The sequence below is a fragment of the Streptomyces sp. GL_141 genome (assembly GCF_057834385.1).
The window spans coordinates 4,911,220-4,936,955 of record NZ_CM174402.1 but is presented as its reverse complement, the minus strand read 5'-3'; the positions used below and the strand labels follow the sequence as shown (position 1 = coordinate 4,936,955).

At 71.5% G+C, this 25,736-nt stretch carries 46 protein-coding genes; 4 read left to right on the top strand and 42 right to left on the bottom strand.

What is annotated here, in order from left to right:
- Positions 1 to 2: 2 nt before the first annotated feature.
- The 34 genes from AC3IX6_RS21995 to AC3IX6_RS21830 all read right to left on the bottom strand — a co-directional run bounded on the left by AC3IX6_RS21995 (position 3) and on the right by AC3IX6_RS21830 (position 18,429).
- The gene (locus AC3IX6_RS21995) at positions 3 to 332 is read right to left on the bottom strand and encodes a head-tail adaptor protein (protein ID WP_489363846.1); all 330 of its coding nucleotides are present in this window, start codon (positions 330 to 332) and stop codon (positions 3 to 5) included.
- Positions 329 to 910, bottom strand: coding sequence for a hypothetical protein (locus AC3IX6_RS21990; RefSeq protein ID WP_489363844.1), 582 nt, complete (start codon positions 908 to 910; stop codon positions 329 to 331). The genes AC3IX6_RS21995 and AC3IX6_RS21990 overlap by 4 nt, the downstream gene beginning before the upstream one ends.
- Complete coding sequence (locus AC3IX6_RS21985) at positions 910 to 1,215, bottom strand: hypothetical protein (RefSeq protein WP_489363842.1); 306 nt, start codon at positions 1,213 to 1,215, stop codon at positions 910 to 912. Before AC3IX6_RS21985 ends, AC3IX6_RS21990 begins: the two co-directional genes overlap by 1 nt.
- A gap of 11 nt (positions 1,216 to 1,226) precedes the next feature.
- Positions 1,227 to 1,631, bottom strand: coding sequence for a hypothetical protein (locus AC3IX6_RS21980; RefSeq protein ID WP_489363840.1), 405 nt, complete (start codon positions 1,629 to 1,631; stop codon positions 1,227 to 1,229).
- 43 nt (positions 1,632 to 1,674) lie between these two features.
- A complete protein-coding gene (locus AC3IX6_RS21975; protein ID WP_489363838.1) occupies positions 1,675 to 2,865 on the bottom strand; it encodes a phage major capsid protein in 1,191 nt (396 codons plus the stop codon).
- A 22-nt stretch (positions 2,866 to 2,887) separates the two neighbouring features.
- Positions 2,888 to 3,601, bottom strand: coding sequence for an HK97 family phage prohead protease (locus AC3IX6_RS21970; protein WP_489363836.1), 714 nt, complete (start codon positions 3,599 to 3,601; stop codon positions 2,888 to 2,890).
- 28 nt (positions 3,602 to 3,629) lie between these two features.
- The gene (locus AC3IX6_RS21965) at positions 3,630 to 5,651 is read right to left on the bottom strand and encodes a phage portal protein (protein ID WP_489363834.1); all 2,022 of its coding nucleotides are present in this window, start codon (positions 5,649 to 5,651) and stop codon (positions 3,630 to 3,632) included.
- Entirely contained in the window at positions 5,651 to 5,833 is a 183-nt protein-coding gene (locus tag AC3IX6_RS21960) for a hypothetical protein (protein ID WP_489363832.1), read from the bottom strand. Before AC3IX6_RS21960 ends, AC3IX6_RS21965 begins: the two co-directional genes overlap by 1 nt.
- A gap of 15 nt (positions 5,834 to 5,848) precedes the next feature.
- Complete coding sequence (locus AC3IX6_RS21955) at positions 5,849 to 7,660, bottom strand: terminase large subunit (RefSeq protein WP_489363830.1); 1,812 nt, start codon at positions 7,658 to 7,660, stop codon at positions 5,849 to 5,851.
- 16 nt (positions 7,661 to 7,676) lie between these two features.
- A complete protein-coding gene (locus AC3IX6_RS21950) occupies positions 7,677 to 8,159 on the bottom strand; it encodes a phage terminase small subunit P27 family (protein ID WP_489363828.1) in 483 nt (160 codons plus the stop codon).
- A 156-nt stretch (positions 8,160 to 8,315) separates the two neighbouring features.
- Positions 8,316 to 8,711 carry a holin gene (locus tag AC3IX6_RS21945; RefSeq protein WP_489363826.1) on the bottom strand — a complete coding sequence of 132 codons (396 nt, stop codon included), beginning with the start codon at positions 8,709 to 8,711 and terminating at the stop codon, positions 8,316 to 8,318.
- Between the two features lie 393 nt (positions 8,712 to 9,104).
- Positions 9,105 to 9,329 carry a MerR family transcriptional regulator gene (locus AC3IX6_RS21940; protein ID WP_489363824.1) on the bottom strand — a complete coding sequence of 75 codons (225 nt, stop codon included), beginning with the start codon at positions 9,327 to 9,329 and terminating at the stop codon, positions 9,105 to 9,107.
- Positions 9,330 to 9,530: 201 nt separating this feature from the next.
- Positions 9,531 to 9,929 carry a hypothetical protein gene (locus AC3IX6_RS21935; RefSeq protein WP_489363822.1) on the bottom strand — a complete coding sequence of 133 codons (399 nt, stop codon included), beginning with the start codon at positions 9,927 to 9,929 and terminating at the stop codon, positions 9,531 to 9,533.
- 69 nt (positions 9,930 to 9,998) lie between these two features.
- On the bottom strand, positions 9,999 to 10,262 hold the full coding sequence (locus AC3IX6_RS21930; RefSeq protein ID WP_489363820.1) for a hypothetical protein: 264 nt from the start codon (positions 10,260 to 10,262) through the stop codon (positions 9,999 to 10,001).
- The gene (locus tag AC3IX6_RS21925) at positions 10,259 to 10,417 is read right to left on the bottom strand and encodes a hypothetical protein (RefSeq protein ID WP_489363818.1); all 159 of its coding nucleotides are present in this window, start codon (positions 10,415 to 10,417) and stop codon (positions 10,259 to 10,261) included. Before AC3IX6_RS21925 ends, AC3IX6_RS21930 begins: the two co-directional genes overlap by 4 nt.
- Before the next feature lie 88 nt (positions 10,418 to 10,505).
- A complete protein-coding gene (locus AC3IX6_RS21920; RefSeq protein WP_489363816.1) occupies positions 10,506 to 11,150 on the bottom strand; it encodes a hypothetical protein in 645 nt (214 codons plus the stop codon).
- Between the two features lie 103 nt (positions 11,151 to 11,253).
- Positions 11,254 to 11,499 (bottom strand): hypothetical protein, encoded by a 246-nt coding sequence (locus tag AC3IX6_RS21915; RefSeq protein WP_489363814.1) that lies wholly within the window; start codon positions 11,497 to 11,499, stop codon positions 11,254 to 11,256.
- Positions 11,496 to 12,641: a WhiB family transcriptional regulator gene (locus AC3IX6_RS21910; protein ID WP_489363812.1), complete on the bottom strand. Its 1,146-nt coding sequence runs from the start codon at positions 12,639 to 12,641 to the stop codon at positions 11,496 to 11,498. The genes AC3IX6_RS21915 and AC3IX6_RS21910 overlap by 4 nt, the downstream gene beginning before the upstream one ends.
- Before the next feature lie 10 nt (positions 12,642 to 12,651).
- Positions 12,652 to 12,813, bottom strand: a complete 162-nt coding sequence (locus AC3IX6_RS21905) for a hypothetical protein (protein WP_489363810.1) — start codon at positions 12,811 to 12,813, stop codon at positions 12,652 to 12,654.
- A complete protein-coding gene (locus AC3IX6_RS21900) occupies positions 12,810 to 13,343 on the bottom strand; it encodes a hypothetical protein (protein ID WP_489363808.1) in 534 nt (177 codons plus the stop codon). Before AC3IX6_RS21900 ends, AC3IX6_RS21905 begins: the two co-directional genes overlap by 4 nt.
- A 36-nt stretch (positions 13,344 to 13,379) precedes the next feature.
- Positions 13,380 to 13,745 (bottom strand): hypothetical protein, encoded by a 366-nt coding sequence (locus AC3IX6_RS21895; protein WP_489363806.1) that lies wholly within the window; start codon positions 13,743 to 13,745, stop codon positions 13,380 to 13,382.
- Positions 13,742 to 13,963 (bottom strand): hypothetical protein, encoded by a 222-nt coding sequence (locus AC3IX6_RS21890; protein WP_489363804.1) that lies wholly within the window; start codon positions 13,961 to 13,963, stop codon positions 13,742 to 13,744. The genes AC3IX6_RS21895 and AC3IX6_RS21890 overlap by 4 nt, the downstream gene beginning before the upstream one ends.
- Positions 13,960 to 14,268, bottom strand: coding sequence for a hypothetical protein (locus tag AC3IX6_RS21885; protein ID WP_489363802.1), 309 nt, complete (start codon positions 14,266 to 14,268; stop codon positions 13,960 to 13,962). Before AC3IX6_RS21885 ends, AC3IX6_RS21890 begins: the two co-directional genes overlap by 4 nt.
- A gap of 10 nt (positions 14,269 to 14,278) precedes the next feature.
- Positions 14,279 to 14,479, bottom strand: coding sequence for a hypothetical protein (locus AC3IX6_RS21880; protein WP_489363800.1), 201 nt, complete (start codon positions 14,477 to 14,479; stop codon positions 14,279 to 14,281).
- A 12-nt stretch (positions 14,480 to 14,491) separates the two neighbouring features.
- Positions 14,492 to 15,478, bottom strand: a complete 987-nt coding sequence (locus AC3IX6_RS21875; RefSeq protein ID WP_489363798.1) for a hypothetical protein — start codon at positions 15,476 to 15,478, stop codon at positions 14,492 to 14,494.
- Positions 15,479 to 15,525: 47 nt separating this feature from the next.
- Positions 15,526 to 15,891: a hypothetical protein gene (locus AC3IX6_RS21870; RefSeq protein ID WP_489363796.1), complete on the bottom strand. Its 366-nt coding sequence runs from the start codon at positions 15,889 to 15,891 to the stop codon at positions 15,526 to 15,528.
- Between the two features lie 205 nt (positions 15,892 to 16,096).
- Positions 16,097 to 16,246: a hypothetical protein gene (locus AC3IX6_RS21865; RefSeq protein ID WP_489363794.1), complete on the bottom strand. Its 150-nt coding sequence runs from the start codon at positions 16,244 to 16,246 to the stop codon at positions 16,097 to 16,099.
- The gene (locus AC3IX6_RS21860; RefSeq protein ID WP_489363792.1) at positions 16,243 to 16,656 is read right to left on the bottom strand and encodes a hypothetical protein; all 414 of its coding nucleotides are present in this window, start codon (positions 16,654 to 16,656) and stop codon (positions 16,243 to 16,245) included. The genes AC3IX6_RS21865 and AC3IX6_RS21860 overlap by 4 nt, the downstream gene beginning before the upstream one ends.
- A gap of 3 nt (positions 16,657 to 16,659) precedes the next feature.
- Positions 16,660 to 16,974, bottom strand: a complete 315-nt coding sequence (locus AC3IX6_RS21855; protein ID WP_489363790.1) for a hypothetical protein — start codon at positions 16,972 to 16,974, stop codon at positions 16,660 to 16,662.
- A complete protein-coding gene (locus AC3IX6_RS21850; RefSeq protein WP_489363788.1) occupies positions 16,971 to 17,357 on the bottom strand; it encodes a hypothetical protein in 387 nt (128 codons plus the stop codon). The genes AC3IX6_RS21855 and AC3IX6_RS21850 overlap by 4 nt, the downstream gene beginning before the upstream one ends.
- Positions 17,354 to 17,569: a hypothetical protein gene (locus AC3IX6_RS21845; RefSeq protein ID WP_489363786.1), complete on the bottom strand. Its 216-nt coding sequence runs from the start codon at positions 17,567 to 17,569 to the stop codon at positions 17,354 to 17,356. The genes AC3IX6_RS21850 and AC3IX6_RS21845 overlap by 4 nt, the downstream gene beginning before the upstream one ends.
- The gene (locus AC3IX6_RS21840; protein WP_489363784.1) at positions 17,566 to 17,838 is read right to left on the bottom strand and encodes a hypothetical protein; all 273 of its coding nucleotides are present in this window, start codon (positions 17,836 to 17,838) and stop codon (positions 17,566 to 17,568) included. Before AC3IX6_RS21840 ends, AC3IX6_RS21845 begins: the two co-directional genes overlap by 4 nt.
- Positions 17,839 to 17,920: 82 nt before the next feature.
- Positions 17,921 to 18,142, bottom strand: coding sequence for a helix-turn-helix transcriptional regulator (locus AC3IX6_RS21835; protein WP_489363782.1), 222 nt, complete (start codon positions 18,140 to 18,142; stop codon positions 17,921 to 17,923).
- A gap of 8 nt (positions 18,143 to 18,150) precedes the next feature.
- A complete protein-coding gene (locus tag AC3IX6_RS21830; RefSeq protein WP_489363780.1) occupies positions 18,151 to 18,429 on the bottom strand; it encodes an XRE family transcriptional regulator in 279 nt (92 codons plus the stop codon).
- Positions 18,430 to 18,697: 268 nt separating this feature from the next.
- Here AC3IX6_RS21830 and AC3IX6_RS21825 point away from each other — a divergent pair, with 268 nt between their 5' ends.
- The 4 genes from AC3IX6_RS21825 (at position 18,698) to AC3IX6_RS21810 (ending at position 21,007) form a co-directional block, all read left to right on the top strand.
- Positions 18,698 to 19,072, top strand: a complete 375-nt coding sequence (locus tag AC3IX6_RS21825; protein WP_489363778.1) for a helix-turn-helix domain-containing protein — start codon at positions 18,698 to 18,700, stop codon at positions 19,070 to 19,072.
- A gap of 202 nt (positions 19,073 to 19,274) precedes the next feature.
- Positions 19,275 to 19,529 (top strand): hypothetical protein, encoded by a 255-nt coding sequence (locus AC3IX6_RS21820; RefSeq protein WP_489363776.1) that lies wholly within the window; start codon positions 19,275 to 19,277, stop codon positions 19,527 to 19,529.
- A 43-nt stretch (positions 19,530 to 19,572) separates the two neighbouring features.
- Entirely contained in the window at positions 19,573 to 19,743 is a 171-nt protein-coding gene (locus tag AC3IX6_RS21815; protein WP_489363774.1) for a hypothetical protein, read from the top strand.
- The gene (locus AC3IX6_RS21810) at positions 19,733 to 21,007 is read left to right on the top strand and encodes a tyrosine-type recombinase/integrase (RefSeq protein WP_489363772.1); all 1,275 of its coding nucleotides are present in this window, start codon (positions 19,733 to 19,735) and stop codon (positions 21,005 to 21,007) included. Before AC3IX6_RS21815 ends, AC3IX6_RS21810 begins: the two co-directional genes overlap by 11 nt.
- A gap of 262 nt (positions 21,008 to 21,269) precedes the next feature.
- Here the strand turns inward: AC3IX6_RS21810 and AC3IX6_RS21805 are convergent, their stop codons facing one another.
- The 8 genes from AC3IX6_RS21805 to AC3IX6_RS21770 all read right to left on the bottom strand — a co-directional run bounded on the left by AC3IX6_RS21805 (position 21,270) and on the right by AC3IX6_RS21770 (position 25,730).
- A complete protein-coding gene (locus AC3IX6_RS21805; protein WP_399456996.1) occupies positions 21,270 to 22,421 on the bottom strand; it encodes a tyrosine-type recombinase/integrase in 1,152 nt (383 codons plus the stop codon).
- Positions 22,421 to 22,609 carry a helix-turn-helix domain-containing protein gene (locus AC3IX6_RS21800; protein WP_399456997.1) on the bottom strand — a complete coding sequence of 63 codons (189 nt, stop codon included), beginning with the start codon at positions 22,607 to 22,609 and terminating at the stop codon, positions 22,421 to 22,423. Before AC3IX6_RS21800 ends, AC3IX6_RS21805 begins: the two co-directional genes overlap by 1 nt.
- Positions 22,606 to 24,036, bottom strand: a complete 1,431-nt coding sequence (locus AC3IX6_RS21795) for a replication initiator (protein ID WP_489371518.1) — start codon at positions 24,034 to 24,036, stop codon at positions 22,606 to 22,608. The genes AC3IX6_RS21800 and AC3IX6_RS21795 overlap by 4 nt, the downstream gene beginning before the upstream one ends.
- 47 nt (positions 24,037 to 24,083) lie before the next feature.
- Entirely contained in the window at positions 24,084 to 24,266 is a 183-nt protein-coding gene (locus tag AC3IX6_RS21790; RefSeq protein ID WP_489363769.1) for a hypothetical protein, read from the bottom strand.
- 89 nt (positions 24,267 to 24,355) lie between these two features.
- Positions 24,356 to 24,676, bottom strand: coding sequence for a SpdD protein (locus tag AC3IX6_RS21785; protein ID WP_489363768.1), 321 nt, complete (start codon positions 24,674 to 24,676; stop codon positions 24,356 to 24,358).
- Positions 24,677 to 24,699: 23 nt separating this feature from the next.
- Positions 24,700 to 24,858 carry a hypothetical protein gene (locus AC3IX6_RS21780; protein WP_266908904.1) on the bottom strand — a complete coding sequence of 53 codons (159 nt, stop codon included), beginning with the start codon at positions 24,856 to 24,858 and terminating at the stop codon, positions 24,700 to 24,702.
- A 17-nt stretch (positions 24,859 to 24,875) separates the two neighbouring features.
- Positions 24,876 to 25,067 carry a mobile element transfer protein gene (locus tag AC3IX6_RS21775; protein WP_489363766.1) on the bottom strand — a complete coding sequence of 64 codons (192 nt, stop codon included), beginning with the start codon at positions 25,065 to 25,067 and terminating at the stop codon, positions 24,876 to 24,878.
- A 9-nt stretch (positions 25,068 to 25,076) separates the two neighbouring features.
- The gene (locus tag AC3IX6_RS21770; protein WP_489363765.1) at positions 25,077 to 25,730 is read right to left on the bottom strand and encodes a DUF2637 domain-containing protein; all 654 of its coding nucleotides are present in this window, start codon (positions 25,728 to 25,730) and stop codon (positions 25,077 to 25,079) included.
- Positions 25,731 to 25,736: the final 6 nt, after the last annotated feature.

The following is a 25,736-nucleotide window of genomic DNA, read 5'->3' as shown; positions in this document are numbered from 1 at the left end:
GATCAGGTTCCTTCGGGTTCGATGAGCTTGCACTCGGCCCGCTGGTAGCGGGCGGTCGAGGGCGCGGCGACGGACCGCACCTTGAGTACCTGGCCGCCGCCGCGGAGCTCGTCGCCGCGGGCGACGTCGGCGGCCGCGGACAGGTACACGGTGTGGGTGTGCTCGGATCCGGCCTGCATGGCCAGGACCCGGTCGGCTGTCCCGGGCTGGTCGACCTTGGCGCGGACGTCGTCGCCCTGGCGGACGAGGATGACGTCCTGGCCGCCCGCGCCGTCGGGAACCTCGTCCGGCCGCCACACCTGCAGGGTGCGGTTGAGCCAGTGGCCGATCATGTCCGGGCCCGGTACGCGGCGATGACCCGCATGTCGGCCTTGGTGAGCTCCATCCCAAGCGTCTCGGTGGCGAAGGAGCGGGAGTGGTCGCCGAGCGACTCGGAGGCGAGGAGCTCGGGGTTGGACCAGCCGGCCGCGGCCAGCCTCAGTTCGATGCGCTTGAGCCCGGTCGGCATGAGCAGGAATCCGGCGGTGTAGTCGACCGTGATGGCCCGGTCGTGGGAGGGCCAGCAGCCGCCGCGGCGGGTGAGGACCCCGGCCGCCGACCACGTGTAGTCGGCGCTGTTGCCGTGCACGAGCTCCTCGCCGTCCTCGGTGACCGTGTGCACGGCGGTGACCGGCCACCGGGGCAGGACCAGGCTGACGGAGCGGGCCGCGGACTGATACGGCGATGAGTCCTTGGTGGGTCCGTCGAGAACGACCGTGTCCCGGGAGGACTCCAGCGGCTGGCCGGCCTCCTCCTCGATGACGCCCTGGGCGAGGCCGAGGAGGAGATCGGCGGTGACTGCCTCGTCGTCGGTGAAGGCCTCCTGCAGGCGCAGCCACGCCCGCAGTTCGGCGGCCGTGGCGGCCGACATCAGGCCTCCGCCTCCGCCTCGCGCGCCGCCTCGACCCCGGCGACGACGACGGCCAGGATCTCCGCCTTGGTCTTGGCCTCGCCGAGGTCGATGGAGTGCTCGGCCGCGTACGCCTGCAGCTGGGCCACGGTCATCTTCTCGACCGGCTGCTCGGTCGGCTCGGTGCGGCGGGGCTCGTCGGCGTAGACGCCGAACCCTCCGCCGACGAGGCGGGCGGCCTCCTCGTCGGCGAACTCCGCGCTCTGCCCGGCCTGCACGCACCGCTCGGGCCCGGCGTACAGGGTGTGCATGGTGACGCGTCGCATGCCGGGCCGCCCTACTTCGGGGCCTTGCGCGGGCTGCCGCGCAGGACGAGGCCGGTGCAGGGGAGCGTCGGCGTGGACGTGCCGCCGACCGTTTCGATGGTGACGCGCAGGTACCGCTTGCGGCCCCGGTAGCCGATCCGGTAGACGGCCACGTCGTTGGCGTCGGTGATGACGGGCTCCGTGCCGTCGAGGTCGGCGTCGGCCACCGCGGTGAAGTCGCCCGAGGTGGTGGTGTCCGACTCCTGCACCTCGAACGTGAAGGAGGGCGAGGTGCCCGTAGCGGTGCCCGCGTCGATGACGACGGTGGCGCTGGCGTAGTTGGCGAGGTCGACGGCCGCGCCGTCGGCGGCCGCGGTCCGCGCGGCGGGTGCCAGCGACTGCGCCACCGACACGTTGTTCTTCAGGTCCCGGCTCATGCCGATGCCCTTTCTGCTGGAGGGGTGAGGGTGGGGGCAGTGATCAGGTGGCGCACTTGATCCGAACGAAGGCTTCCTCGAGGACGGGCATACCGTCGAGCTCCTGGCGGCCGATGAACCCGATCTGGTCGGCCTCGGCGTACAGCTCGTTCAGCCGCTGGATCTCCAGGCCCAGGGCCTCGGCGATCCAGTAGTACGAGAAGTCGGCGATCATGCCGCCGTAGAGGCCGTCGGTGAAGGTGTTCGGGACGAACTCGCTGACGACGAACGGGACGTCGAGGATGGTGTCGGGGCGGTCCGAGGCGATGCCGGCCTGCCAGACGTACTGCTCGTCGGTGGTGGTCTTCAGCTTGCGGATCGCCTTGAGGGCGTCGCGGTGGAAGAGCCACCGCGCGGCCTGCCAGTAGCCGGCCTTCAGGGTGTACTTGGCGTCGATCAGGCCGTTGGCGGTGAAGCCCGTGGCGAGGCCACTGTTGACGTCGCGGCCGGTGGAGATACCGTCCGCGCTGGCGGTGAAAAGTCCCAACGGCCGCTTGTTCCCGTCGCCGGTCATGAACGCCTTTTCCTGCGTCACGCCGAACTTGTAGGCCATGCGGTCGCGGACGATGTTCTCGGCCTTGCCGGTCGTCTGCCGCATCAGCTTGCGGCTGACCTTGACGCGCTTGGCGAGCGGGTTCGGGTCGAGCTCGCGCCGGCCGAACCGCAGGCTGTCGTCCTGGCTGCCGGTGGCGATCTCCGTCGTCCAGTCGGCGTCATTCAGGTCGGTGTCCAGCGTGGGCACGCCGAGGGAGTCGGCAGTGCGCAGCTGCTGAATCGTGGCCAGGCCGCGCAGCGGGACGGCGTCGTCGATCCGCTGGATCAGCTGGTTGACGAACTCCATCGGCGGCAGGAGGTAGCCGCCCTCCGGGTCGTTGCCCGCGTTCAGCGCGCGGGCCTGCGCGGGGCTGAGGGCGCCGCGGCCGCCGAGGAAGTAGGCGCGCAGCGCGCCCATCGCCTCCGCGTTGCCGGTGCCGGGCTCCGGCTCCTGGCGCTCGGCCTCCTGGCGGTCGTCCTCACGCAGCCGCTCGGCGCGTTCGATCATGCCGTCGGTCTGGTCGCGCTCGTCCATGATCCGGTCGAAGGAGGTCTCCTCCTCCGGGGTCATGTTCCGGCCCGCGGCGGTGGCCGTGTCCATGATGGCCGCGGCGTCGGCGCCGAGCTTGGTGCGCTTGGCGCGCAGCTCCCTGGTGTTCATGTGGTGGTCCTCTCGGGTCGGGTCAGATACCGGCCAGGCGGCGCAGGCGCGCCGTGTGGGCCGGGTCGAAGGGGGCGGCGGGTGCCGCGGGTGCGGGCGCCTGTGTGGTGGCGGTACGGGCCTGGTCGTCGTCGTTCTCGTCGCCGGTGCCGGCCGCGTCGAGGAGCTCCTGCAGCGCGGTGACGGCGTTCTCGACGAGCCCCTTGTTCTTCTTGGACAGCACGGCTCCCGCGCGGAGCAGCGCGCCCGCGGGGTCGGCGTCGAGCGCGCGGGCCAGGGCGAGCTCGCGGCCGGACTCGACGACGGCGTTGGGGTCCATCGGCAGCGGGACGGCGGAGACCTCGAACAGTTCCCAGCCGCGGGGCGTGCCGGTGTCATCGACGTCCCAGACGTCGAAGCCGATGGAGAACGCGTTGAGGTAGCCGCCGCGGTACTTGCGCTCGACGGTCCGGGCGAACTCGTCCTCGGGGTCAAAGCTGATGTCCATCATCAGCTTGTCGTCGTCGATCCACGTCTTGTCGGATCGGCCGATCGGCAGGCCCTCGCGGCCCCAGTACTGGTGGCCGTACCCGACGACGGGGTTGGACTGGAAGCGGCCGAGGTCGGCGCCGTCCATGGTGAGGTTGAGGCCGTCGCCCTTGCGGCCGGCGGTCGCCGCGATGATCCGCAGCGCGCCGGCCTCCTCGGTCTTGTCGGCAGCGCGCAGCACGTAGCCGCGCAGGTAGTGCCGCGTCATCTGCCCCTCCGGGGTGTGGTGGTGTGGGTCATACGGGGATCAGCTCGCACTGGCAGCCGGGGTGAACGGGCGGATGGAAGGTGTCCCGCTTCGCGACGAGCTTTTCGTTCTGCTCGTCGCCCTCGACCTCGGCGCCCTTGGCGACGAACGGCAGGTCGATCTCGCGGATCGTGCCGTCGAGCTTGATGCAGTACGGGCAGTGCTTGGAGCCGCGGGCGACCCACTGCACCTGGGTGACGCCGGCGGCCTTCCACGTCTCGCGCGCGGCCGCGTTGGGCAGCTGGCTGGTCTCCCACCGGGCGGTCTGTTCGGGCCGCTCGTCCTGCCATTTCTGCAGCCGCTCGAGGACCCCGGCGACGATGTCCTCCGGGGTCTCCTTGGCCTGCGTGATCTTGGAGAGCTGGCCGAGGCTGGAGGCCACCTGATAGGCGACGTGGGCCAGGGTGTAGGCGCGGGCCCACACGGACAGGTCGACCTCGTCCTCGTGCCCGACCTCCTCGGCGGCGTCGGTGGCGACGTCGGCGGCGTACGCGGTGAACAGCGGCAGCCACGCCGCGGCCAGGGCCTCGGCGATCGGGCCCTCGGTCGAATACAGGGTCCCGAGCGCGGCGAGGAATGCGGAGACGGAGCGGGTCCGCAGGCGGCCGCGCTGCGGCTCGAGGTGCTCGGCGACCAGGGCGCCGACCTTCTCCGCCTCGAGCGCGGCGATCGCCTCGTCGGATGCCCGGATCTTCGCCCCGTACTGCTCGGTGAGCGAGGCCCGCACCGCGCCACCGCGCCCGGCGAGCAGCCGGGCCCGGCGGTAGGCGGTCCGGTCCTCACGGGTGCGGGCGCGCCCGGCGGGGATCATGTTCATCGGGACGAGGTAGTCGTCGCCGCCGGCGATGCCGTTCTCGTTCTCCTTGTCGCGGATGTCGTTGGCGGACAGCCAGCCCCACTGCCGGCCGATCGCGTAGGCCTGGTAGCGGGTGAGGGTGTCGCCGCGCAGCAGCGAGTCGACGAGGTGCTCGGCGAAGTACTTCTCCCGTTCCTCGGGCAGGAGGAGCTGCGTGGTGATCGCTTGCTCCCAGCGCACGAGCCAGATGTTCAGCGCGCTGGTCACGTAGTCGAGCTGCTGCTGCTCGATGTTGGAGAACGTGGCCCGCTCGAGATCCTGGATCTTGTGCGAGGGGATCCGCAGCCAGCGGGCCATTTCGGTGACCTGCATCTTGCGGGTCTCGAGGAACTGCGCGGAGTCGTTGGGGATGCCGACCTGCTGCCAGGTGACGCCCTCCTCGAGGATGGCCACGCGGTGCGCGCGGTCGATGCCTGCGTGGATGTTCTCCCAGTCGGTGGCCATCCGCTTGCGGGCCTCGGGGGAAAGGTTCCCGGGGTGAGAGAGGGCGCCGCCGGGGGCCGAGCCGTTGGAGAAGAACTTCGAGCCGTGGTGCTCGGTGGCCAGGCCCAGGCCGATCGCGTTCGCTGCGTGCTCGACGACGGAGTACCCGCGGATCCCGTCGAAACCGAGACCCGCGATGTGCAGCACCTCGTCCGCCATGAGCGTGGCCTTGATGCCGTTCGCCTCGTCGCGGTACTGGTAGACCCGCTCGAAGGAGCCGGCGCCCGTACGGCGCACGCAGATACGCAGCCGGTCCGGGCGCAGCGGCCACATCTCCTCGATGACCCCGGTACGCGGGTGAGTCACCAGCTGGGCTACGCCGTTGCCCCACGTCAGGGCGTGGCCCTGCAGGGTCTCGCGCAGCTGCACGCTCGTCATCATCGGATTGGGCTGGTCGTGCAGCAGGGAGTACAGCGCGTGGGTACGGGCCCGAGTCTTGCCGCGCGGGACGAGCCGCTCATACAGGTGCAGCGGCAGGCCGGCCAAGTCCTCGCTGATGACGCGCACGCCGGCGAAGAACGGCGCGTAGGTCAGGGCGGTGTCGTGGTCCACGCGGATGCCGGCCGAGTTGGCGGTGCCGCCGCGGAACCACTCCTCGACCCACTTCTCCGGTGTGGCCAGCCCGGCGAGGGGGCCGCTGGTGGCGCGTACGGCCTGTCGCAGGAAGCCCATCAGGCGTCTCCGTCCTGCTCGGCCGCCGGGGCGGGGGTGCGCTCGGCGGCGATGGCGCCGCCGAGGCCGACGGCCAGGAGGACGAGGCCGGTGACGGTGATGCCCAGCCAGGGGGCGACGAGGAACAGGCCGGCGCCGAGCAGGACGAGGCCGAGCAGGGCGAGCAGGTCCCAGCGGTCCATCGGGCCTCCAATGGGTCAGAGGGCCATGCCCTGGGATTCGTAGATGGACGGTGCAGGCATGCCGCGCAGGGCGCCGTCGATGGCGAACAGCAGGGCGGGCATGCCGTCGATGCGCTTGCCGGTCTTGTCGCGGGCGGGCTTGACCGGCCGGATGCGGTCCGGGTCGTCGCGGGGGCTCTTGCATTCGAGGTTGTCGGCCATCCACCGGATGACCGGGTTCCCGAAGTGCGCGTACTCGCGGGCCTTGAGGCCGCGCATGAACTCGGCCATCGGCGGGGTCATCCGCGTGTACGTGGTGTCGGACTCGACGCACTTGAGGCGGGTGCGCTTGACGATCTCCTGCCGGACCGGCTCACCGCACCACTTGTCGTAGGTGATGTCGACGATCCGGTACAGCTCGTGGTCGGTCTCGATGTCGTCGTAGATCGTGTCGTAGTCGATGGTGTCGCCGTCGGTCAGCGTCACCCAGCCGTCGCGGGCCCACTCGGAGAACATGCCGCCGGTGTGCTCGTCGAGGTGGTCGGTCACCGACTCCGGGGCCCATATCCGCCAGAGCAGCGACCCGTCGGGGAAGACGAGCGACCACGCGGTGAGGTCGAGCTTGGACGAGAGGTCGAGGCCGGCCCAGCAGCGCTGCCCTTCCAGCTGCCCGGAGATCCACCCCGGGGTGGGGGCGATCTCGCGGGCGTTGAGGTCCCAGAGGTCCATCGGGATCCAGCGGGAGACCTGCGAGACCCGCTGGTTCATGCGGAACTGCAGGAAACTGTTCAGCTTGGACAGCTTGCTGACGGCCTCGGCCGCGTCCACCCGCAGGGCCTGGATCGCCAGGAACGTACCCAGCGCCGGGTTCGGCCAGTACCAGTTCGTCTCGTCGAAGGGATCCAGCGAGACGGGCAGGTCCGGGCGGCCGGGGAAGAGCCGGTGCAGCCGGTCGAGTTCGTCCTGTGTGCGCGGCATCTTCCGCACGTACGCGAAGTGGTGCGGGGCCCGGGCGGGGTCCTCCATCACGCGGTCGGCGTCGTCGATGTGGTCGGCGCCGAACGAGGCCTGGTCGCTGGTCTCGGTCGTGATGGCCAGCATGAGCGGTTGCGTGCGCGCGCCGGCGCCCGTGACCATCGCCTGCCACAGCTTGTCGTTCGGCTGGCTGAGCACCTCGTCGAGGATGAAACAGTGCGGGCTGTGGCCGAGCTCGTTGTCCGCGTCGGAGGGGATGACCTCGTAGTGCGAGCTGTTGGCCTCGTACACCAGGCGCCGCGCGTTGCGGATGTGCGTGATCGTCGAGGCCAGGATGGGCGACTTCTTGACCATCTTCACGCAGGGCTCGAACACCTTGCCCGCCTGGCGGGTGTTGGCGGCCGCGCCGTAGACCTCGGCGGATTCCTCGCCGTCCCCGCACAGCATGTAGAGCGCGATCCCCGACAGCAGGGCGCTCTTGCCGTTCTTGCGGGCCATGACGATCGTGGCCCGCGAGTAGCGGCGCACGTAGCGCCCCCACTGGTCCGACCAGATCACCTCGCCGAACATCGGCCGGATGATCTCGTGTTCCTGCCACGGCGCCAGCGTGAACTGAGTGTTGGAGAACGCGCCCGCGGGGTGGACCAGGAGCTCGGCGAAGAACTGCACCACGCGGTCCGCGCGAGGCTCGCAGTAGTGCGCGCCCGAGCGGACACACGTCTTACCGTCGAGGGTGTACCCGCAGCGGCCGCCCTTGCGGGACGCCGGCCGCCACCGCCTGTGGTGGTTGAACGTCTGCACCCGGCGGCGGCCGGGCGGGCGGGTGGCGGCCTTGCTCCGGGCCGGGCGGCGGGTCGTGGTCCCGGCGGTCATCTCGCCCTCCGTACGCTCAGGACAGGAGCCGCTCCGCTCCGGCCGGATTGTCCTGGCCGCCGATCTTCAGCTGCGCCCGGTCGCTGGGGGTGAGCCCGAACCGCGCGCCGTAGCGCTGGACCTGAGCGTCGGCGGCGTCCAGCGCCAGCAGCCACGGGTTCTTCCCCAGCCGCTGGCCGCTCACGTCGCCGTTCTTGTTGTAGACCGGCTGCTCGGTGACGGCGCCCTCCTCGGCGACGTGCTCGGCCGCGTCCCGCCGGCGGGCCACCGCGTCGCACCAGTTCGCATACGCCTCGACGTCCCACGCGGTCAGGACACCCTTGGCGATCAGGTCATCAGCGAGGGTCTCCCACACCTCGACGGCCGCCTCCGACAGCCAGCCGGGCGCCTCGATGCCGAGCTCGGAGGGGCGCGGCTCGTCCCGGTTGACGCGGTCCGCACGGTCGCCGTGCAGGACCCGCAGGGCGGTGGGCTTCGGAGCCGGTCCACGCTTCCCCATGATCACTCCCACGGTCACATTGCGTCACATACGGCGGCCCGGTACGGCGGATCCCGAAACCTGTCGGAGCGAGAGGGGACTCCCCCCCGCGTTCCGCGGGGCCCCGGGCCAGCGATCTGAGGCCCCCCTCCCCCTCACCGAACGTGACATCGCAGCTCAGTAGGCCGGGCCGGCCTGGTTCCAGCCGCCTGGCTGGTGCTGCGCGGTGACCTTGCTGTGGCACGAGTGGCACAGCCCGCGGCCACGGCGCGGGTCGTGATCATCCATGCCGCGCACCACGAGCTCACGCTTGGACAAGGGGTGATGGTCGGCGTGCGCGCTCGGCGCCCCGCACTCTGCGTCATGACCGTGGCCCTCCTCGTCGCACACGCAGGTCGGATCACGGCGCAGCACGACGTCGCGGAAGCGGCGCTCGTGCTCGCGGCCGTAGCCCTGGGAGGAGGGGGAGGGGCGCGCCCTGGGGCGCGTGCACTCCTTGCACTTGGCCGTGCCCGGCTCGGGCGTCCGCGCGCAGCCTGGCGTGGTGCAGCGTCGTGGTGCGCGTGTGGGCACGTCAGCTCCTCAAGGCCTCGGCGATGACGTCGAACGCTGCACTGAGCTCATCGCTGGTAGGGCGCTCGTCTCGCATCTGGGCGCGCCAGGTGTGCCAGGCGAGGAGGTACGCGTCGTGGTCGGGGTAGTCACCTGCACGCGGCTGCTGAACGCCGACCAAGCCGCTCCTCCCGTGTGGGCCCGCTGCCCGGTCGCTGGCCAACCGCGCGATGCCCCGCGTGTCATCGGGGTGCTACGGCCGGACTCTTCGCCCGATCGCCGGGCAGCGGGTGCTTAGGGGCAGGCACGGCGAAGGCCCCGACCGTGATGCATGGTCGAGGCCTTGGGCGTCCTGGTCAGCCAGCGTGTGGGCATGGCTGTACGCCCAAATCGTGGCGCGCGCGCGTTCGAGTGTCAAGCGGCATGATCACTGGCCCTCTGCCCAGCACGTGTGGGCTTGGGTGCGTCGCGCGCGGCAAGGACGTCGTGCAGCCGGTAGATCGGCCTCTTGGGTGTGCCGCCGGCCCGGGCGAGGAGGCCCCGGCGGACCCAGTCGCGGATGGTCGCGGGCTGCACGCCGCACGCGAGGGCGGCCGTGCTGGTGGTGAGCTGCCCGGGCGGCAGGCTGGCGTACTCCATGCCTCTCAGTGTCACCCAGCGCGCCCTCGGATGCCGGAGTCACGGATGGCAGGAGGCCCCGCCCGAGGAGCCATCGGGCGGGGCCTGGTCCCGAGTAGCGCCAGCAGCCCTGCGAGCGCGTATGGGATGCCCTGACGGTACGGGCGGGGTCTGACAGTGGGTGTCGCGGTCAGGCGTCGAGTGTCGCGCCGGGTGTCGCGGTCAGGCGTCGGGTGTCGCGGGTGTGTCGGTGAGGTGCGGGTACATGTCGCGGAAGGAGGCTGCGACACCGGTCAGCATGGCGATGTCCTCGCGCAGCTGGGCGAGCCAGTCGCGGGCGGTCTCATCGGTCACGAGGACTTGGTGAGCGGGACGGGCGGCCGCTGTCGCGTCCACGGCGTCGCGCAGCTGCTCCATCGCGGCGGCGGCCTGAGCTGCCTTGTCGCGCAGGCGGGCCTGCCGTGCGCTGGGTGTCGCGGCGTTGGCGATTCTGTCGCGGTGCACCACGTCCTTGGAGACGCCGAGTTCCTGGGCGATGTCGCGGAGCGACTTGTTGTCGCGGGTCAGCTCTGCGACAAGGGCGCGGCGCTGCGCGACAGGGTCGGTGGTCGGGTCGGTCATGGGTGGTCCTGTCGCGGTCGCGGCCGGGCCTGTCGCGGATCGCGGCGGGCCCGGCCGGGGTGGGGTGGGTCAGGAGCGGGCGGCGTCGCGCAGCTGCTCGGCGTACTGGGAGCGCAGGATGCCGGGCTTGACGGCCGGCGCGTGGGCGAGGAGCTCGGCCTCGACGTCGGCGACGAGGTCGGCCCGGATCCCGTAGTGCTCGGCGGCGAGCTGCCCGGCGATGATGCCGCGGCCCTCGGGCCACATCACGCCGTTGGGGCGGGAGCGGTCGAGGTAGGCGGCCATCTGCAGGAGGAGGGCGCGGCAGGTCTCGGTGGGCGGCAGGCCGGTCATCGGGTCACCGGCCGGAAGGTGGTGACCAGGACGTCGTCGGGGGTGGCGCTCAGGATGAGCGTGCGGGCGCCGTGGCGCTCGACCCGTCCGGTGGCGATACGGAGCCTCTGGGGCTCGTGCGCGGGGGTGTCGGTGGGCGTGGCAGTATCGGGCACAGCTGCTCTCCTTGGTTGATTCAAGGGGGGTTGGTCAGGCCCTCGCTGGTGTTCGCGCACCGGCGGGGGCCGTCCTGCTGTCCGGGGGCTACCCGGCGAGGAGAACCTCCCTCTCGTCGTGGTCGATCCAGGCCCTCAGGTCGGCCCAGGAGGCCGGCGGGTACACCACGGCGCACCACGGGCAGGTCACGCCGTGGACGTTGCCGCGGTAGTAGCGCAGCACGGCACCGCACCGGGAGCCGTCGCCGTACTCGGCGGGGCACGGGCCCAGCCGCTCGCCGCGCTCGGAGGTGTCGGGCGGGCAGACGATCGTCAGGGCCCGCTCGTCGAGCTGCCGGATCTCGGTGGCGAGGGATCCGCCCTCTGCCCAGTCGGCGATGTAGTCGAGGTGGAACGCGAGGCGGCCGGCGGCGTTGCTGACCCGCTGCTCGATGGTGCCGCTGATCACCGGTGCCGATCCGGCGCGGGAGGCCTGCATGGCGGTCCACCAGTCCTCGAGGACGCCCACGATGCCGCCCGGGCCGCGCATGGTCAGCACGTCGGCGGTGACGGGCAGGGGCGCCTCGACGAGACGGACACGGCCGAAGGAGGCGGGCCCGGGCGCGGGTTGCAGTTCGGCGGCCAGGAGCCGGTACAGGGCGGGGATCCGGGTCAGCCGGCCATGCGTTGCCGCCCTGCAGCGCACGCAGAGGTATCCGTCAGCCAGCTCGGCCCGGCATACACAGAGGTTCATCGGTCGCTCCTGTGGTGGCGCTTGAGGTTGTAGCCGATGCGGGCGAGGACGAGGAACGCGAGGAAGCTGGCCCCGGTCCAGATGGCGAGGACTGCGAGGCCCTTCACCGCCGGGGCTCCCTCTGGCGAGGCGTTCGGGATGCCAGCGGCCGGACGGTGGCCTTGGCGCCGCTGCTCCTGGTCCCCGAGCAGCCCGGGCAGTAGTCGACCTCCGAGGGGTGGGAGCGCCAGCCGTGCGCCTGGGCGCCGGCCCTCGCCTCGGGGACGGTGCGGCAGTAGAACGTGATGGCCCCGGTACACGCGCCCTCGGCCCACACCGTGTTGCAGCGCAGGGTGATCGAGGCGCTCACCGCTGCGCCCGGGCGATGCGGCGGGCCTGTTGGTAGGCCGCGTGCGCCTGCATGAACGTGGCGTCGGTCCCGCCGTGGTCGGGGTGGGCGACGGTCATCGCCGCCCGGAGTTCGGCAAGGGTGGCAGGCGAGGGCCGGACGGTGGCGTCGGCGTCGAGGGCGGGCGGGGCGAGGTAGAGGCGTTTGTCGGCCTCCCACCATCCGGTGGTGGCGCCGCGGTAGACGTCGCCGTCGGCCTCGAGGCGGAGTCGGCTGACGTTGCCGATCCTGGGCGTGCCGTGGCGCTCGTCGCGGACGTAGAAGACCTTGGCGCGGGTCTTCCTGACGACGCGGAAGCGAACCACTTGGGCGGGCGCCCACAGTGCGTCTCCCTTCCAGTGCGCCGGCTGCACGCCGTACAGGTACTCGACGGGCACGGGCAGCTGCGGGACGGCCGGGGGCTCGGCGGCCGCGGCGAGGGCCTCGCGCATCGGACGGTCGGCCAGGTGCTGCCAGGCGACACACCGGGCTTGCCCGCACGTGGCCCGGACGGAGCCCTCGGGCGGTCGCCCATAGCCGAGCGTGTAGGCCAGGACCGTGCAGCTGACGGAGCGGCGATCGGCCATCTGCACACCGGGGTTGCCGGTCCACAGCACGTGTCCGTCGTCGCCGGGCTGGGTGCGCCGGTCGAAGCGCTGCTGAGGCGTGCGGGGCTTGCGCAGGCTGGTCTGGGGGTCGGGGACCATGCGCAGGCCCAGGGCGCGGCGCAGCTCGGTGACTGCCCGGAGCGGAAGGCCGCTGCGTTCGGCGACGACGCGGTCGCACAGCTGCGCGGCCTGCAGGAGCTTCTCGGCCTCCTCCCGGTTGTCGGGGGTGTCGTCGGGCACGGGCTGCTCGCCGCGGGCGAGGGCGGCCCGCTCGCGGGGGTCGAGGCCGCCGCGGATTCCGTCGCGGTAGGCGCTGGTGCTCTGCCCCTCCTCCTCCAGCGCCACGGCAAGGCACTGGGCGCGGACCGGGCAGGCCTCGCACATCGCGCGGGCGGCGTCCTCGCTGGCTTCGAACTGGGCCAGGCGGTTCTTGCAGCGTGCGCGGTCCGCCCAGTGGCCGGCGGGGTCGGTGTCGGCGTGCGGGCGGGAGCGGCTGAGGGTGGCGGTGCGGGACACGGGTCCTCCTTCAGGCGGTGGTGTGGGGGCGGATCGTCAAGTTGCTGGCGACGAGGTACATGGCGATGTACTCCGCGAGCGCGGCCGGCGTCGCCTCGTCGGGCGGGGTCACCGTGCGGTAGTCCTCGATGGCGGCGGCCAGGATCCGCAGCGTGCTCGGCGGGATGCTCACGGCGTGACCGGCTGCTCGCGCTGCTCCCAGGCCTCGACGACGGGCTTGGGCACGATGCCGACGGGCGGGCAGGTGATGCCGGCCTCCCGCGCCCAGGCCCTGACGACGGCAGGGTCGTAGGTGCGCTTCACCGCGGGGCGGGACGGGCGGGCGCCGGGCTTCAGCGCGGCCGCCCGGGTGCGGGCCTCCGCCAGCTGCTTCTCCAGCTCGACGACGTGCATCGTGACCGTCAGCAGCTCGGACTCGGCCGCGTGCCGCTGCAGGAGGCCGTCGAGGAGCTCGTGCACCCGCTCGGCGCTGCGCCGTACGGACGCGGCCTCGTGGCCCTCCGCCCAGGACAAGAGCTTGGCGACGCCCGGGCGCTCCTGCGGGGCGGACGAGGTGGGGTGCGCCCCGCGGGCGGCGACGCTCTTGTGCATGTCGATGATGCCGGCGACGGTCGCGCGGTCGGTGCGCAGCTGGTCGGCGATCTGCTGGTCGCTGTATCCGTCGGTGGCCATCTGCAGGACGACGGCCGGGGAGATTCTCATGGCGGCCCTTTCTCGGTGCTGTGCGGGGTGGTGGGGTCAGCAGGGGCTGATGAGGAGGCGGTGGCCGACCGAGGCGCCGGTGGCGTTGCAGACCTCGCTGAACGGGGTCAGGAGGTCGCTGCGGCCGCGCGCGGCGAGGGCGATGTGCGGGAGGACGATCAGCCGTGTGCCCGGGCTGCTGGCGGGCAGGTCCCGCACGTGGAACTCGGCCAGGTCGACCTCGACGGGCCGGCCGCCGTGGACGTCGTCGCCGGGGCTGCCGAGGCTGACGATGTCCAAGTAGGCCGGCGGGGTCTCGGCCGGTATGACCGTGCATCCGCTGTCGAGGGCGTCGTCCTCGATGACGTCGGGGGCGGCCAGGCCGTAGAGGCGGACGTCCTCGCCGGTCAAGTTGATGATCATTCGGGGCTCCCTGCGGTATCGGTCGGGGCGGGTGCGGGCGGGGTGGGGCCGATGTGCCAGCCGTCCTGTCGCAGCGCCATCACCGCGTTGCGGCCGAGGAGGGCGGCGACGGAGTCGGGCAGCGGCTGCCCGAGTAGCTGCACCAGGTCCTGCTGGAGCTGCGCGGCGATCACGGCGCCGACCGCCTCGGCGACGGCCACCGTGGCCCGGGTGGTCATCGGGTCCATCCCTGCCAGCGCGCCGGCCGGACACCGGACCGCTGCCGGGACCCGGTGCGCGCCGGTCGGGGCGCGGAGCAGGTGGCGACGTGCGGCATGTACAGCTGCTCGTACGCCTCCGGGTTGGGGCGCTCGGTGGTCAGGCCCCGGGACCGCAGGGTGCCGACTCCGTCGCGGTATACGGCCCGGTTGCCCGCGGCGTTGGGGTCGGCGTTGACGGCCTGGCGGCGGCCGGCGGCCGTGGTGGTCCACCGGATGCGGTCGCCACAGCTGGGGCAGGCGGCGACGTCGTGGTCGCTGGGCATCAGGGGCTCCTCAGACGCCGGGGAGGGCGATGCAGGAGTGCGTGAGGCACTGCACGTCGTCGGCGACGAGGTGGACGTGGTGGCCGTAGGCGGCGAGGGCCTCGGCGGCCGTGAGGGCGGGCGGTACGGGCGCGGCCGCGAACGGGATCGTGGCGGCGTCCTCCCACTCCTCGTCGTAGTCCACGGCGGCGGGGGCGAGGTCGATCGTCATGGTGGGGCCCTCTCAGGCGGTGTCGGTGTCGGTGATGTCGTCGGTGAGGTGCGGGGAGACCAGGCGCCAGCCGTAGACGTGGATGGCCTCGGTCCGACCGAGCGTGGCGATCGCCCGCCGGATGGCCTCGGGGTCGTCCTCGGCAGCCGCCCGTACCTCGGCGACGGTTGCCACGTGCTCGGGGTCGCGTACCGACAGCAGGAGCGGCATCTGCCCCCCGTTGGAGGCGCTTTTCGCCTTGACCTGCGCGGCCTGGTCATCGCGGCGCCCCTGGCTCGTGAGGGCCAGCTGCGGCGGCCAGGTCCCCGGCGGTGGATCCGCTGCCGAGTCCGGCGGCTGGTCACCCCCTTGGGGACCCCCAAGGGGTGGCTGACCAACTACAGGGGCCGATTCCTGGGGTAGTACCTGGGTAACCCTGGGTTGTTCGGGGGTTGGTCCCCCGAACCATTCGGGGGTTGGTCCCCCGAACTGATTCGGGGGTTGGTCCCCCGAACTCGCTCCGGGCAAGTTCGGGGGGTGGTCCCCCGAACTTCCGCCCTTGGGTACGGGGGTTGGTCCCCCGATCTCCTCCTCGTCCTGCCAGGGGGCCGGAGGAGCCGGCGTCTTCTTGGGCCTGGGCCTCGACCCGGCCAGGGAGGCGAGGGCTGCTGTCCAGTCGGGGTGGACGCACAGGACGATCCGGTACACGGCCCGCTTGCCCCTGCGCCGCTCGCCCTCGACCGCGACCACGCCGGCCGCGATCGCCGCGTTGAGGTAGCGGCGGGTGTCCTTCTCGTCGGAGCCGATCCCGGCGGCGATGTCCTGGATCCTCATCACCTGGCCGTCGCGGAACTGCAGCAGACCGTGTGTCCCGGAGGCGGCGCCGAGGGCGTACAGCAGGGTGAGGAACGGACCCTTCAGGGGGCGGGGCATCGTGCGGGTCCACCTCCAGAAGATCGCGTTGCGGTAGGCGTGCGGTACGCCTCCGCTGGCGTAGTCCGGCTGCTGCTCGTCGGGCACGGGAGCCTCTCTGTGTCACGAGGGCGTACAGGTGGGGCGAAGGCTGGTCAGTCGCGTTGGGGTGCCCTCCGGTACAGCGGGAGCGTCAGAACGAACGTCGCGGTCTCGTACCGGTCGCCGTGCACCGGCTGCAGCCAGCCGCGCTGCTCGAGGATCCGCAGGTGCACGCAGGTGCGGCCGAGCGTCAGCCCCGTGGCGGTCACCAGGCCGCCCAGCCCGGGCTGGGCGGAGGGGTCGATCTCGCCGCTGTCCGAGGCGAGCGAGGCCAGCGTGAGGGCGACGAGGCGGGTGTTCGGGTTCATCTGGCTGCAGCGGATGCCCTGCTGGAAGCGGCCGCGGAACGAGGAGCCGAGGGTTGCGGCCTGGGCACGAACGACGCGGGCGGCTACGTCGAGGGGGGTGGGGGCGGACATGGTTCCTCCGGGGGTTCGGTCACGGGGGGAGGGGCGGTGCGGGTGAGGTAGGACCCTGCGGGCCAGCCGGGGCCGGGCGGCGTCTCCGGCCGCCCGGCGAGGGCGTTGGGGCTGTGCCGGTCGCAGCGCCACCCGCACGGGTACAGGCGGGCGGGCTGCGAGCCGTGAGGCAGGTACAGGGAGTCGCAGGGGCGGGCGGGCCTGGTCACTCGACGGTGGCGACGGTACGAAAGTCCTGCCAGAGACGGACCGCCCCGCGTGCCAGGCAGACGAGGGCCAGGACCAGCGCAACAAGCCAGACCAGGACCCCGGTCGCCAACACGACGAGGAACGCGATCACGACGGCGTGGCTCACGGGAGGACCACTCTGCGTTCGGTGTGCCAACCCATCTTGCTGAGCTGCGCGTTGGCGACCGTCAGTTGGCCCGTGACGCGCTTCAGGTCCACGTCCGCGGCCTCGTTGGCGCTCTGCAGCGCCCGCAGCCGCTCCTCGACGGCGCCCGCCCGCTCCCGCCAGGCGCGAGCCTCGCGGGCCAGCTCGACCGCCCCCGCGGTCGTCTTCAGCTTCTCCAGGGCATTGATCCGGCCCTGGAGCACATCGGCGATGTTGGGCCGGGTGGCGGGCGGCGCGGCGGGGGCCGCCGCGGGGAGCGGGCCCGGCCGGACGACGAGGGCGCGCCGTTCCTCGGCGGCCGCGTTCAGCCGCCCCTGCAGGTAGTCCACTTCCGACCTCAGCCGGCGGTTCGTACGGAGCCACTTGTTCACTGGTCAGCCCTCGACTTCCTCACCCGTACGGGCGTTGGGGATGGTGTGGCCGCACTCGTCGCAGACGAGGCCGGCCGGGGTCTTGGTGTGCGCCGTGGTCAGGTGCGCGCAGGCGAGGCTGTGACAGGCGGCCCACTCGTCCGGGGCCGATCCGGCCCGGCGGTGCCGGCCGCGCCCCGCGTTGGCGGGCCACGTGAGTGCGGGCAGGGCTACCGGGGCCAGGGGCGGCGGGGTACGGCGCTCCATCGACCGGCTGACCGCGTACTGCCCCAGGTGCAGGGCCAGCGAGAACAGGGCGAGGGCGAGTAAGGCGGTCACGGGGTACCGTCCACGGCCGCCGGCTGCTGGGCCTCGGCCATGCGGGCCAGCGTGCGGACGGTGCCCGCGAGGGGCTCGGGGCGCGGGTGGTCGGGGCAGGGGCGGCCGGTGGACAGCTCGCGGCCGCACGACTTCGGCACACGCTCGTCTTCCAGCTCGGCCACCCGGGCCCGCAGCTTGGCGACGAGCTCGCGGTACTCCTCGAACTGCGCCTGGTCCTCGGCGTGATCGGACCGCAACCGGACCAGCTCGGCGGCCGAGTCCTCAGTGTTCAGCCAGCCACCTGCGTCCAGCGCGACCGCGATCGTCGCGCCGACCGCGTTCGGCCGGCCCATCCGGGCGCAGATCACCTTCGCGGCGCCGCTGATGCTCCTCGTGTTCACGCGGCGGCGCCGAGGGGGCCGGTCGTGAACGTGGTCAGGAGGCGGCCGTCAGCAAAGGCCACGCCGAACCCGTCGGGGCGCAGTTCGACCGTCGGCGTACCCGCGGCCAGGCGGTGCAGGTAGCGGGCGATGTCCTCGGCCGGGCAGGCGGCCGTGGTGGTCAGCGGTTCGAGCGGGGTGGACTCGTCGAAGGTGACGCGGAGGATCTTCACGCGGCACGCTCCACCCGGGACAGCGGGCCGATGTGCTCGACGAGTTCGTCTTCGCGGACCCACACCCAGCGCGGGCAGGTCGCCGCGTTCACGTGCTCCGGGAGGAACAGGCGGCCGTCCTGGCCGTCCTCGACGAGCTGCCACAGGAAGCCGCGGGGATCGGCATGCAGCTCGACCGGCAGGGCCGGGAGCGGGCGGATCGGCAGGGGGACGTGGCGGGTGATGCTGGACGGGCCGGGGAGGCCGGTCGGGCTAGGCTGGCGGTTCATGGTGTTCCTCGTCTTCTCGGTGTTGGTGAGGAATGCCGGGGTCGCTCCGGATGGCCGTCCGGACGGCCCCGCTTTTCGTTGATCAGGCGGCGGCCGACTGCAGGGAGGCCATCCAGTCCCGGACGTCCGCGAGGTCGAAGCGGCGGCCGCGGAACGCGGTCGGTTCGACGGGGCAGCCGTTCTTGACCCACTCGTTGACGGTCCAGTTCGAGACGCCGTACCGGGCCTGGAGCTGCGCGGTCGTCAGCAGCGGGGCGAGCCCGGTGGGCTGGAGTACCTCGGCTCGAGCGGCGAGTGTCGCCATGAGGGGCTTTACCTTTCTACTGTGTCGGTTGAAACTGACGGCATGAGGAAGAGCTCCTGCAGGGGTTCGTTGAGGGCGGTGGCGATGAGCCACGCGGTGCGCAGGCGACACTCGCCGACGGCGCTCTCCCCCTTCCCGGCGATCTTGTGGACGGTGCCGGCGCTGATGCCGCGGCCCGCCCGATCGGCCGCCCTGGTGGCCTCCGCGAGCCTCGGCCCGGACAGCCCCCGCCGCTTCATCGCGTCTCGGATTGGCTGGCCGCCGGCCTTGCGGAGCAGGATGGTCATGGGTGCCTCAGTGCCGTAGTGGACGAGAGAAGCGGTGCGCTTCCTCGTTGACACATTTCTACTGTGTCAGTAGCAACAGTGTCAATGAGTTTCGGTGAGCCTGGTTGAGGTTTCGGGCTATCCGAAATGGGTATCGCAAGAGCGTTCGAATCTGATTGCATATGCCAGTACGCCGGAGCGTGACGGGGAGGTCGCGCGCCGCGCTCAATCGCGCCATTGCTTCTACTTTCACTTGCGAAAGTAGAAGATCCGCAGGCACTCTTACCCCGTGGAGCACGAGGGGCGACCGACCGCAGGCGAAGACCTGGCGCAGCTGATCAAGCGGCTCAAGGACGTGTACGACGTCAACGAGAGCCAGATCGCGCGCGCCATCGGTGCTGCCCCGGCGACCGTAAACGCCTGGGTGAATCGCACCCGTGGCACCGGCCGAGGCCCCCGCCCTGACACCCTCCGGGCCCTCGCCGCGAGCTTCCCCCGATTCAGCGAGGCCGAGATTTTCGCCGCCGCCGGCCGCAAGGTCCCCGGCGAACTCTCGGACGACGCCGAGCGCGAACTCCACGAGGTTTTCAGCGAACTCACCGAGGAACAGCAGAAGTTGACCCTCATCCAGATGCGGGCACTGCGGGCCTCCAACACCCAGTAGGCGAAAGCCTCGGGTCCCCGTACAACCCTCTGCGGGCTTCACAGGTCTAACACAAACGGCCGCGATCACTCAACGTGAAGTTGGCTGCACTTTTCGTACGCAGAGTTGTCGCATATTCACCTATCACCCGGTACGGTCGGTCACACGGCCACGTCCTCCCCCGCGGCTGATATCCCGTCATCCTGCCCACGGGGGACTCAGCATGTGCATCCGCATCACCTTCTCCAGTCTCTCCAGCCTCACCTACCGCACGTACGACGCCTCCACCCAGGTCATAACGCTGCCCGCGTCCCTGCCCGAGGAGGTCCTCGAGATCGCCGTGCGGGCGGTTCTTGACAAACTCGCCGTACCGCAGGCCCCCTCTGGGGCACGCTGCCACTGCGGGGCCGCCATCCGGCTGCTGCCCCGCGTACCCGAGCAGCGAAGGAGCGGGCAGGTGAGCCACCATGGCGCCTAACCCCCAGCAGATGCCGAGCCGACAGTGCGGCTGCTGCGACTGCATGACCGATCTCCCTGAAGACCAGTACGGCTACCGGCCCCCGCAGGCCCCGTGTGCAGGCCGCTGGCGGGTCCGCTACAGCGCCGACGGCGTGCAGCGGTCCAAGCAGTTCGCGACCCGCCCGGAGGCCCAGCAGTTCAGCGCGAGGGTGGGGGCCGGACATGGCGCGTAGAGCGACCAACAACCCCCGTCAGGTGCGCAGTAAGACGTGCGGCTGCGCGCTGTGCATGGAGGCGTTCACGCCCGAGCAGCACGGCGAGCGCAAGCGCCGGCGGGACTGCCTCGGCGCCTGGCAGGCCCGTTACCGGGATCCGTCCGGCACCCAGAAGTCGAAGAACTTCCCGAAGAAGAGCGAGGCCGACGACTTCCTCGACGACGTCCGCACCCGCGTGCGGCGCCGCACGTACCACGATCCCAAGCGCGGCGAGATCACCCTCTCGGCGTGGTGGGAGAAGTGGTGGCCGGCGCAGCCCAAGCGGGCTGTCACGACGACGAACCGCAAGGTGTCGAACTGGACGGCCCACCTCAAGCCCCGGTGGGGTGACTGGCGGCTGTGCGACCTTGAGTTCATGGAGCTGCAGGCCTGGCTCACGCAGGACGTAAAGGGGTACCACACCCAGAAGAAGGTGTTGGAGCTCCTGAGCGCGATGCTGCGGGCCGCCGTCAAGGACGGTAAGCGGATCCCCTTCAACCCCGCCGGCGAGATCGACCTGGAGGCGCCCCCGAAGAAGAGCCCGGACGAGCTGCGGCCGCCCACGCGCGCGCAGTGCGCACTGATCCGCGAGCACGCGCCCATGTACTACCAGCCCTTGCTGGTGCTCCTCGAGGAGACAGGGCTGCGCTGGGGCGAGGCGACCGGGCTGCGCTGGGGCAACGTGGACCTCGAGGCTAAGCACCTCAAGGTCAAGGAGGTGCTCAGCGAGGACTCCGGCACCCTGTTCCGCAAGATGGCGCCCAAGAGCGCCGCCGGGTTCCGGACGGTTCCGCTGACGCCGGCGGCCGTGGCGGCCGTCGAGGCGATGGTGACCCGCTGGAAACCCAAGAAGACCGTCTCGAAGGTGGTCGGCGACGGCCGCGATCTACGGAGTGACGAGCTGGTGTTCCGCGGCCCCCAAGGCGGCGTGCTCACGCGGCACAACTTCCGCCGGACGTGGATCCCCGCCATTCAGGCCGCCGGCCTGGCCAGGCAGGTGACGAACCCCGAGACGGGGCGGGACGAGTGGTGGCCGCGGGTGCACGATCTCCGGCACGTCTTCGCGACGTGGCTCAAGGACTTGGGCGTGCCCGAGAAGGACGCCCAGGCGATCCTGGGGCACGACCGCGGGTCCAAGGTGACGTGGATCTACCAGCACGCGCCGGAGGACGTGGCGGCCCAGGTGCTGGCGTTGATGGCGCCCGAGCCGGTGGCGGATGTTCGAATGCTGAGGGCGGTGTGAGGCCCAGAGTCCACATCGAATCCACAACTCCCCCTCACCGAGTCTCGATGAGACTCACTGACGCTCATTCCAGCAGTTCAGCGCCCTCTGGATCAGGCCTCATCGGGACCCACCCGGGCTCACTCAGGCTCATGATCGCTTTACGTTTTCTCCTAAAGCGGGTGTCGCAGGTTCGAATCCTGCCGAGGGCACAAGGGAAAAGGGCACCTACCAGTTCTGGTAGGTGCCCTTTGACATCCACGGCTGACATCAACGGCACCGGTCAGGGGCGACCGGGACGCCTCTTGAGCAGGCGGTCCATGTGGCTGATCGCTTCACGCTGCGTGTCCTGGACCACGTGCGTATAGACGTCCATGGTGATGCTGATCTGACTGTGCCCAAGGATCTCCATCACCACGCGGGGCGCCACCCCGGCAGCGGTCAGCAGCGTCGCGCAGCCGTGCCGGGCGTCGTGCAGCCGGATCACCCGGAGGCCGGCGCCCTGGGCGACGCGGGTGAAGGATCGATAGACGTTGCGCGGCTCTACCGGGCGACCGCTACGCGTCGTGAAGACGTGCCCGCTCTCCGTCCACTTCTCCCCCGCTTTGGCTCGCTGGCTGCTCTGCTGCATCCGGTGCCAGCGCAGCGGGGCGATGCACATCGCGGGAATCGGGACCGCCCGCCGGCGTCGCCCCTTGGGGTCATCGTCGTAGAGGACGCCGCGGCGGCGCTGGGTCTGCTGGCGGACGTAGAGCACGCGCTTGTCGAGGTCGAGGTCCGTCCAGCGGAGGCCGACGAGCTCGCCGCGCCGGAGCCCCATGGTGATAGCAAGCACGAAGGCCGCGTAGAGCGGGTCTGTCCGGGCGGCGGCGAGGAAGTCGAGCGTCTCGTCCAGGGACCACGGGCTCAGCTCCCGCGACTGCGGCCGGGGCGGTTCGACGAGCGAGGCCACGTTGCGCGCGATCAGCTCCTCCCGGCAGGCAGCGGTGAGCGCCGTCCGCAGGACGCGGTGCGACTCCTTGGCCGTGGCCGCGGTGGTCTTCTTCTCCAGCTGGACGAGGAAGCGCCGGACATCGGCGACGCCGAGGGATTCCAGACGCCGGGTCCCGATCATGGGCTCCAGGTACAGGCGGACGTGCGCTTCGTACTTGTCGTACGTGCTGAGCTTGCGTCGCGGCTTGACGATGTTGTCGAGCCAGTACGGCAGCCACTCGGAGAGCTTCGCGGACTTCGTCGGCACGGGCACGCCCTGGTCGACCTTGGCGAGGAGGTCGCGGCGCTTCACGTCGCACTCGGCCCAGGTCTTGCCGTAGGCGAACTTCCGGGCCCGGGTGCCGTCGGGCTGGAGGACGTACACGGCGGCCTGGAAGCGGCCGTCCTTGCGCTGAGTGATGGTGCCGGCGCCGTTCGGGTTGCGCTTGCGCTGGGTGGCCATCAGGCGGCCTCTCCGATCTCGTGGTCGATGAACTCGCGGACGGCGTCGGCCGGGATGCGGCGGGCGCGGCCGATAGTGATGGAGACGAGGCGCCGGGATCGGATGAGGTCGTAGACGGTCGAGCGCCCGAGCTTGAGCCGCTGCATGACCTCGGGGACGGTCAGGAGTTCGGGGGTAGCGGTGGTCATGGTGTGACTCCCTCCCAGGCGAGTTGGTCGTGCAGGGCTTCGCGAGCGGTCTGGCGGTTGAGCTGGATGTCCCGGGCGATGGTGGCGGCGAGGACGGACTCCCCCGGGCTGTGTCCGTGGCCGGCGTACTGCCAGGAAGCAAGGACGAGCACGGTGTCCGGCTCGACGTCGTCCAGGCCGCGGGCTTCGCGTTCTTGGGCGGCGCGGTAGTCGGCGCGGGTCTGGCGGAGGGCGCCGAGGGTGGTCGAGTACTGGCGGGACTTGGTGGAGAAGTGGCCGCGGAAGCCGAGCATGTGAGCCCAGCGGGTAAGCGCACGGTCCGGGTAGAGGGGGTGTAGGGCGGCACAGGCCTCCATGAGGCGGCGGGCGTGCTCGGACACGGGCAACCGGGCGAGGTCGTCACCGAGGCCGGTTCCGTGGCAGCGGGAGCAGCGACTCAGTGCGGAGTCGGGGCGGTAATAGCGGTCCGAGAGGCCAGTCCCCCGGCACTTGCGGCAGTGCACGGCCGTGTCGGTCGCTCCGGTGGTCTCTGCGGCTTTGGTCGCGTACTTCGCGACGTACGAGGCGACGGCTTGTTCAGTGACCTCGGAGCCGTCACCGAAGGCCTTGATGGGGCGTACGTCGAGCTGAGTGCCCCAGCGGAGGGTGCGGGCGAGCTGGTCGCCGGCGGGAGGGATCCGCACCGACGTGTAGGAGTGGGCCGCAGCGGAGCGGATCGACCGTTCCAGGAGTTCCGTACTGGCCCAGTACGGCGGCGGGCTGGAGGGGCCGGTAGGCCCGTCGATGCGGATCACGGCGTGGAAGTGGATGGCGCCGCGCTTCTGGAACTCCGCGACCTTGCCATAGGAGATCCGAGCCTCCTCCTTCAGCTCGCGCTGGGTCAGGCCGGCGGAGGCAGCGATCTCGCGGCGCAGGCGGGTCGTGAATCGCTGCCAGAGCTGTCCGGCGTGGTTGTTGAAGAGGACGGCGGCGGCGTAGTCGTAGGTGGTCGGGTCGAGGGCTGTGCCGAGTTCGGGCGCGTCCTCCTGGTGGTTTTTGCCGCAGCGGCAGGGGCGGCCGGCGGGGCGGTTGTGGACCGGCCCGAAGGACGGGGCCGTAAGGGTCGCGAAGACGCGGGGGTGTTCGCGGACGGTGGCAGGGATGTCGCGGCGGTCGTCGCCCGCCAGTCCGGCCCGGATCAGGTGGTAGGTGTCTCCGGCGTAGGTCCAGGCGCAGGCCGGGCAGCGGGAGGCGCGACGGTTGCCGCAGGCGATGCGGAGGCGGGCACCGGGTTCGTCCGCGGTGGAGTAGCGGTGGAGGATCTCGCCGGAGGTCTTGTCCTTGGCGACGGTCCATCCGGTGATGTGGATCGGGTCGGAGCAGCCGCCGGTCCGGTGGATCTGGTCTTCCCAGCGTGCGTAACCGGGAGCCCCGGCCACCTTCAGCATGTCGCCGAGGGTGGCCGGGTCCAGGCCCGCGAGGGTCGCGGTGTGGGTCACGCGGTCACCGTCCGGTGGGGACGGCGGGTGGGGCGGCGGGTCCCGGTGCCGTGGCAGGTGAAGCAGTGGGCGGTGATCGTGCGGAGGTGGCCGTGGTGGTCGCGGCCGCCGAGGGTGATGGCGACGGAGGCGTGGCCGTCGCAGTTCGGGCAGAGCTCTCCCGTGGTGTTCTGCTTCATGATGGTGGTTCCGTCCGGTTATTTGGATCGGGCAGGAATGCGGCGCCGGGACGGCGGAGACTTGGCGGTTGAGGCCGTCCCGGGGCCGGTCAGCGGCTCTTGAACTCCTGGCGCAGGGCGCGGACGAGGAAGAGCATGACGACGGCGCTGATGGACAGGGCGACGGCCGTGACCGCGACGGCCAGGAGCAGCGAGACGGCGACGGAGGCCAGCGCGAGTACTCCGGCGACTCCGCCGGCGGCGAGGGCGAGCGCGGTACCGGGCGAGCTCTGGACCAGGCCGCCGAAGGCGCTCGGGGACTTCGCGGGGACGGGCGACGGGCCGGACTCCGAGTACTCGACGGGCACGGGGGTCGGGCGGATGGTCGACGGGGTGTAGGTGTCGGGGCTGGGGTACTTGGGCTTGAACATGGCCGTTTTCCTTCCAGGGCGGGTTACTTGTTGATCGCGGTGTCGATGGCCGGGGCGAGGAAGCTGTCCGCGAGGAGAAAGCCGCCGACGAGGATCACGGCGACGAGCCAGAGCGGCGGGCGGACGAGCTTGTAGCCGAGGACACCGACGACCAGCAGGGCGAACCAGAGCGGGACGTCCATGGCGGTGGCCTTTCTGATCAGGCGACGCGGCAGCGGTGCGAGCGGGCGGCGAGCTGGGCGGCGGTCGAGGAGCTGTAGTCCGAGGACCAGCCGCAACCGTCGGTGGTGCAGACGGCGGTGTCCTTGTTGCGGCCGCGGTTGTCGCGGTAGGTGCCTATCTGGACGGGGCCGATCTTCATGAGCGAGCGGAAGTTGATCCGGGCGGGCATGGGATCTCCTCAAGCGAGCTGGGCAGCGATGGCTTCAGCCATCGGCGACGGGACGCCGAGCCGCGCGCGCAGGGTCTCGGTGTCGATGTCCGAGCCGGTACGGGTGCGGTGGTCGGCGGCGATCTTCTGGGCGTGCGCGACGAGGGCAGGCGGAGCGGTGACCGTCGTTGCGGGTGCCGGGGCAGGGGCAGGCAGGGCGGGGAGCTCGTCAGCCTGTACGCCGGGTTCTGTCTCCCGTTCGAACACGGGAAGGGGCGCCGAGTCCGGGCCGGGTTCCGGCGCGCTGGGCGGCGTAGGCCGGTGGACCAGGAGCGTGCCGCCGAGGAAGGCGAGCGCCGGCCATCCGGCGACGAGGATGCGGAGCCAATCCGGGACGTCGCGGAGGTCGAGGAGGCCGGCGGTCGCGACGTTCGCGCCGAGTGAGGCCGCAAGGGCTACGGCGAACCAGGACCAGGCCGACCGCGAAGGCTCCCCCGCTTCCCGTAGAGAGCGGAGGCGGTGCCAGGCGGCGACGAGGAGCAGGTCCACGCTGACCGGGTAGGCCCAGGCCTTCCAGCCGTCCTGGCCTGCGGCTTCGGCGAGGTCGTGGAGGTGGGCGAAGGAGAGGGCTCCGGCGATGACAGCCTGGACGAGGACGGCGTCCGGGCGGACCAGGCGGGTCATGGTGTT